Source organism: Shigella sp. FC1967, from assembly GCF_001743005.1.
Classification (GTDB): Bacteria; Pseudomonadota; Gammaproteobacteria; order Enterobacterales; family Enterobacteriaceae; genus Proteus.
On record NZ_MIIZ01000593.1, the window covers coordinates 1 to 6,951 of the forward strand.

Annotated in this window: 5 protein-coding genes; all 5 read left to right on the forward strand. The window is 41.1% G+C overall.

Annotated features, from left to right (window positions below; genetic code table 11):
- Positions 1–1,050, forward strand: a 1,050-nt coding sequence (gene hflK / locus BHE89_RS06340; protein WP_128860357.1) for an FtsH protease activity modulator HflK, incomplete at its 5' end; no start/stop codon positions are given.
- 2 nt (positions 1,051–1,052) lie between these two features.
- Positions 1,053–2,057: a protease modulator HflC gene (gene hflC, locus BHE89_RS06345; protein ID WP_069369876.1), complete on the forward strand. Its 1,005-nt coding sequence runs from the start codon at positions 1,053–1,055 to the stop codon at positions 2,055–2,057.
- A 456-nt stretch (positions 2,058–2,513) separates the two neighbouring features.
- A complete protein-coding gene (locus BHE89_RS06350; RefSeq protein WP_069369934.1) occupies positions 2,514–3,812 on the forward strand; it encodes an adenylosuccinate synthase in 1,299 nt (432 codons plus the stop codon).
- A gap of 427 nt (positions 3,813–4,239) precedes the next feature.
- Positions 4,240–4,668: a nitric oxide-sensing transcriptional repressor NsrR gene (gene nsrR, locus BHE89_RS06355; RefSeq protein ID WP_036914714.1), complete on the forward strand. Its 429-nt coding sequence runs from the start codon at positions 4,240–4,242 to the stop codon at positions 4,666–4,668.
- Positions 4,669–4,707: 39 nt separating this feature from the next.
- Positions 4,708–6,951: ribonuclease R (rnr, locus tag BHE89_RS06360; RefSeq protein WP_128860358.1), on the forward strand; the 2,244-nt coding region annotated here is incomplete at its 3' end.

Sequence of the window (6,951 nt, forward strand, 5' to 3'; positions counted from 1 at the left end):
CCCCGTGGCAATGCTGGAAATCTTTTGATTTCTCTTGCATTAGGTGCGGTTGTCGTGGTTTGGGCTGCAAGTGGTTTTTATACTATCAAAGAGGCAGAACAAGGCGTAGTGACTCGTTTTGGTAAATTTTACCAAATCGTTGAACCTGGTCTGAACTGGAAACCGACTTTCATTGATGAAGTTCAGCCTGTTAACGTAAAAACTATCCGTGATTTAACCACGGGTGGCATGATGTTAACGTCAGATGAAAACATGGTTCAAGTTGAGATAAACGTGCAGTATGTTGTCTCTGATCCAGAAACATTCCTGTTTAACCTGACAACACCAATTAACAGCTTAGGTCAGGCAACTGACAGTGCAGTCCGTGGCGTTATTGGTCGTTCAGAAATGGAAAAAATTCTGACTTCTAATCGTTCAGAAATTCGTGACCAAACACGTCAAGAATTAGAAGAGACTATTCGTCCTTATAACATGGGTATCTCGATTGTGGACGTCAACTTCCAAGTTGCTCGCCCACCAGAAGCGGTAAAAGCGGCATTTGATGACGTAATCGCGGCACGAGAAGAAGAACAAAAAACTATTCGCCAAGCTGAGGCTTATAAAAACGAAGTGTTACCGTTAGCAAAAGGTAACGCACAACGTATGATTGAAGAAGCGACGGCTTATAAAACCAGTGTGGTGATGAAAGCAGAAGGTGAGGTAGCAAGCTTTGCTAAAATCTTACCTGAATATCGTGCTGCACCTGAAATTACTCGCGAGCGTCTTTACATTGAAACGATGGAAAAAGTGCTATCAAAAACACGTAAAGTCATCGCTAATGATAAAGGTAACAGCATGTTAGTGTTGCCTTTAGAGCAAATGTTACGTCAGCAATCTCAATCCGCATCATCAAATACAGTTGAGGCGCCTGCGCGTATTAGCACACCTGCTCCAACTGTAAATCCAGCACCGGCACAAAAACCCGCAACAACGACTTATGGTAATGGTGGATATGGTAGTCATAATGGCGGTTATGGTCAGCCTTACGGCAATAATCAAGGAGGACAATAATCATGCGTAAAGTTATCGCTGTTGTTGCAGTTATTATTTTAGCGTTGTTGTACTCTTCTGTGTTTGTCGTTCAACAGTATGAGCGTGGTATTATTTTACGCTTTGCGAAAGTTGTACGTGATGCTGAAAATAAACCTGTTGTTTATGAACCTGGTCTTCACTTTAAAATTCCATTTATTGAGAATGTGAAAAAACTGGATGCACGTATTCAAACTATGAACATCCAGCAAGACCGTTTCTTATCAGGTGAGAATAAAGACTTATTGGTCGATTCTTATCTGAAATGGCGTATCAGTGATTTCAGTACTTACTATTTGGCAACAGGTGGTGGTAATACAACGCAAGCAGAAACATTATTGCGTCGTAAATTCAGTGACCGTTTACGTTCTGAAATTGGTCGTATGAGCGTGAACCAAATTATTACGGATTCTCGTGGTCGTTTAACCATTGATGTTCGTAATGCACTGAATGAAGGTACACCTTCTCGTGATACAAGTGCTGCTGATGATGCAATCGCTATTGCTGCTAAAAAAGTGGCTGAAGAAACTAAAGGTCAAGCTCCTGCTATCAACATGAACAGTATGGCGGCATTAGGTATTGAAGTGATTGACGTTCGAATCAAGCAAATCAACTTACCTATGGAAGTTTCGGAAGCGATTTATCAGCGTATGCGTGCAGAGCGTGAAGCCGTTGCTCGTCGTCATCGTTCACAAGGTCAAGAGCAAGCTGTGAAAATTCGTGCTGCTGCGGATAAGACGGTAACAGAGACACTTGCTGAGTCTGAGCGTGAATCATTACGTCTTCGTGGTGAAGGTGATGCCCAAGCGACTAAACTATTTGCTGATGCGTTCAACCAAGACCCAGACTTCTATGCCTTCATTCGTAGCTTACGTGCCTATGAAAAGAGCTTTAACCAAGATGGTAATGACGTCATGGTGTTAAGCCCAGATAGTGATTTCTTACGCTATATGAAAGCACCAACAAAAGCACGAGCAATTGAAGAATAATTTCTGAACGTATTAAACCGTTTAAGTAAATAATAAAATCCTCCACCTTTAAAAGTGGGGGATTTTTTTTGATATCAATAAGATAAATCTAGTAACTAGGCTAAGAAATAAATAATTGTGCATAAAAAGATGAAAATTTACGCTTAATGGTTTCCAAAATGGTTTTAGCTGGGATAGTATAAAGTGAAAATTGCATTTCAAGATAAACCTTCGGCAATACCGAAGCGTCTTCTTCGCCATTTTCACTTTTATGTCACTCTGCTTCCTGTTTTTGCGATCAAAACTGTTGATAAAATTCACAATACGTCTGTGGTGCGGATTTTTCGGGCAAAAATATTGACAATGGCAAGATAATCTATTGCTTAAAAGCGGGGATGGCATAATTAGATAAAATCTACTGTAACTCTTGAATTGAGATGGTAGAATCCTTTTTTAAGCAACCGAGTGTATTTTGAAATGAGTAATAACGTTGTCGTATTGGGCACCCAGTGGGGTGACGAAGGCAAAGGCAAGATAGTCGATTTGCTGACAGAACGCGCTAAATATGTTGTTCGCTACCAAGGTGGCCATAACGCAGGTCACACTCTAGTCATCGACGGTGAAAAAACCGTTCTTCATTTAATCCCATCAGGCATTCTCCGTGAAAATGTTGTTAGCATCATAGCAAACGGTGTCGTTTTATCGCCAGAAGCACTGATGAAGGAAATGACCCAACTTGAAGATCGTGGTATTCCTGTTCGCTCTCGTTTACTTCTGTCTGAAGCTTGCCCATTAATCCTTCCTTATCATATTGCATTAGATAATGCGCGTGAGAAAGCGCGTGGCGAAAAAGCTATTGGTACAACAGGCCGTGGTATTGGACCTGCTTACGAAGATAAAGTGGCTCGTCGTGGTTTACGTGTTGGCGATCTATTTGATAAAGAAACGTTTGCACAAAAACTTAAAGAAATCATCGAGTATCATAATTTCCAACTGGTCAACTACTACAAAGTTGAACCTGTTGATTACCAAAAAACCTTAGACGATATCATGGCAATCGCTGATATTCTGACAGGTATGGTTGTTGATGTTTCGGACTTACTGTACAAAGCAACACAAAACGGTGAGTTAGTGATGTTTGAAGGTGCACAAGGTACTTTATTAGACATCGACCACGGTACTTATCCGTATGTCACCTCTTCAAACACAACCGCTGGTGGTGTGGCAACAGGCTCAGGCTTAGGTCCTCGCTATGTTGGTTACGTATTAGGTATTATCAAAGCTTACTCTACTCGTGTAGGTGCAGGTCCATTCCCAACTGAATTGTTTGATGAAGTGGGTGACTTCTTACGTGAGAAAGGCCAAGAATTTGGTGCAACCACAGGTCGTAGCCGTCGTACAGGTTGGTTAGATATCGTTGCTATTCGTCGCGCTGTTCAAATCAACTCACTGTCTGGTTTCTGCATGACTAAACTGGATGTGTTAGATGGTCTGAAAGAAGTGAAACTGTGTGTAGGTTATCGCTTACCAAACGGTAAAGTGATTGATACCACACCTTTAGCCGCTGATGATTGGGAAGGTATCGAACCTATCTATGAATCAATGCCAGGCTGGAATGAAACGACGTTTGGTGTGAAAGATCATGCTCAACTGCCACAAGCCGCTCTGAACTATATCAAGCGTGTAGAAGAGTTAACGGGCGTTCCTGTTGATATCGTTTCTACTGGTCCAGATCGTTCAGAAACGATCATTCTCCGTCATCCCTTTGATGCATAATCTGTATTAAATTGGTTTGATGTGAAAATCGTCCCTGAAAATGACAGGGGCGATTTTTTCGTATCTGTTTGTTGGTTAAATTGAGATAAAAATACGCGTTACACACATAAGATAAGATAGTGTTACACTCGGTTTTGCTTCTGTTTTATCAGTAACGAGTAGAAATAATAAGACAATGTTATTGCTGTAATGTCAGAAATAGAAAAGCGATCTGTTGAAAATCGACAGTATCGCTTTTTCTTTGCCTGTGATATCGCTATTATTTTGTTAATAGTCAAGTGAGAGAGGGAAATCACTCACTTTTGAGCATATCTTTGCTAAATGTCCAAAAATTAAACATAATATTGCTTAATAAAATGATATTCTCATTAATAATTACTTATCCCTTAATGACTTTAAGAGGGAAAAACACTTTTCAGAGGTCATTGTGCAATTAACCAGTTTTACAGATTATGGATTGCGGGCATTGATATATATGGCTTCACTGCCAGAAGGCAAAATGACGAGTATCACTGAAGTGACACAAGTCTATGGTGTCTCGCGTAACCATATGGTGAAAATTATTAATCAACTTAGCCATTTAGGTTTTGTTGAGGCTATTCGTGGTAAAAATGGAGGGATCCGTTTAGGCAAGCCTGCAACAGACATCATTGTGGGTGAGGTTGTTCGTGCTTTAGAGCCACTTTCATTAGTAAACTGTAGTGCTGAGTTTTGTCACATTACCCCAGCGTGTCGACTAAAATTAGTGTTGAATCAGGCGATTGAGCAGTTTTTGAAAGAGTTAGACCGTCACACACTCGCAGAGCTAGTTGAAAATAATAGCTCCTTATATAAATTGTTATTAGAAGATGTTTAAGTCGACTATTTCATCAAATCTGATAGCTTGGAGGTCATAATGTCAAAAGATCCTTTTCAGGATAGAGAAGCAGAAAAATACGCCTCTCCAATTGCTAGTCGCGAATATATTTTAGAAGAAATGAAAAAACGCACGGCACCAATGAGCCGTGAAGATTTAGCACAAGCGTTAAAAATTTCAGGTGAAGAAGACTTAGAAGCGTTGCGTCGCCGTTTAAGAGCAATGGAGCGTGATGGTCAGTTAGTTTTTACTCGTCGCCAGTGCTACGCATTACCTGAGCGCCTTGATTTATGGAAAGGCAAGGTCATTGGTCACCGCGATGGTTATGGTTTTTTACGTGCAGAAGGTCAAAAAGATGACCTCTATCTTTCACAAGATGAAATGAAAAAAACAATGCATGGCGATGTTATCCTTGCTCAACCTTTAGGTATGGATAGAAAAGGTCGCCGTGAAGGTCGTGTTGTTCGTGTTATTGAACCACGAAATAACCAAATTGTAGGTCGCTATTTTATTGAGTCAGGGATGGGATTTGTCGTCCCTGATGATAGCCGTTTAAGCTTTGATATCCTTATTCCTAAAGAAGATATCATGGGTGCACGAATGGGAAATGTGGTGGTTGTTGAAATCACAACAAGGCCAACTCGCCGCACTCAAGCCGTAGGCCGTATCGTCGAAATTTTAGGTGAAACTATGGGAACGGGTATTGCGGTAGAAATCGCATTACGTACTCATGAAATTCCGTATACATGGCCTGCAAAAGTGACAAAAGAAGTGGCAGATTTAAAAGAAGAGGTGCCTGAATCTGCTAAAGAAGGACGTGTTGATTTACGTAATTTGCCTTTAATTACTATTGACGGTGAAGATGCGCGAGACTTTGATGATGCCGTTTATTGTCAGCGCAAAAAAGGGGGAGGCTGGCGTTTATGGGTTGCGATTGCTGATGTTAGCTATTATGTCCGCCCACAAACAGCATTAGATACAGAAGCACGTAGTCGAGGAAACTCTGTTTATTTCCCTTCTCAAGTCGTACCGATGTTGCCAGAAGTTCTATCTAATGGATTGTGTTCATTAAACCCACAGGTTGACCGCTTGTGTATGGTCTGTGAGATGACCGTTTCTGAGCAAGGGCGTCTTTCTTCTTATAGATTCTATGAAGCGGTGATGAGTTCTCATGCACGAATGACCTACACGAAAGTGTGGAAAATTATTCAAGGTGATGAGGAACTGCGTGAACACTATAAGCCCATCGTTAAAGATATTGAACATCTGTATGAGTTATACCAAGCATTAGATAAAGCACGTGAACAACGTGGGGCGATTGGTTTTGAATCAGAAGAAGCGAAGTTTATCTTTAATGCAGAGCGTCGAATTGAACGTATTGAGCCTGTTGTTCGTAATGATGCACATAAATTGATTGAAGAGTGCATGATCCTTGCTAATATCGCAGCCGCTCGCTTTGTTGAAAAAAATGAAGAACCTGCACTTTATCGTATTCATGATAAACCCAAAGAAGACAGCGTCCTGAATTTACGCTCTGTCTTTAATGAACTCGGTTTAACGTTGCCTGGCGGCTTAACGCCAGAGCCAGCAGATTATGCGCGAGTCATGAAAGAGGTTGAAGATAGACCTGATCGCGAAATGCTACAAACCATGATTTTGCGCTCAATGAAACAGGCAATTTACGATCCTGAAAATCGTGGGCACTTTGGTTTAGCATTAAAATCTTATGCGCACTTTACCTCACCAATTCGTCGCTATCCTGATTTAGCTCTGCATCGTGCAATTAAATATCAGATTGCGAAAGAAAAAGGTCACGGTTCGCAACGTTGGACCCCAACAGGTGGCTACCACAGTGATATGGATACCATGTTGCAATTAGGTGAGCACTGCTCTTTAACCGAGCGCCGTGCTGATGAAGCTACACGAGATGTGGCTGATTGGCTGAAATGTGACTTTATGCTGGATCAAATTGGTCAACAGTTTACCGGTATTATTACCAGCGTAACGGGCTTTGGTTTCTTTGTTCGCTTAAATGATCTGTTTATTGATGGTCTGGTGCATGTTTCTACATTAAATAATGATTACTATCAGTATGATAATGTAGGGCAACGCTTAATTGGCGAGTCTTCAGGACAAGTTTATCGCCTTGGCGATGAAGTGGAAGTGAAAGTTGAAGCTGTCAGTATGGATGAACGTACTATCGACTTCTCTTTAATTTCAACAACACGTACTGCGCGTAATCCGGGTAAAACAGCCCGTGTTCGTGGTCTAAAAGGTGAAAAA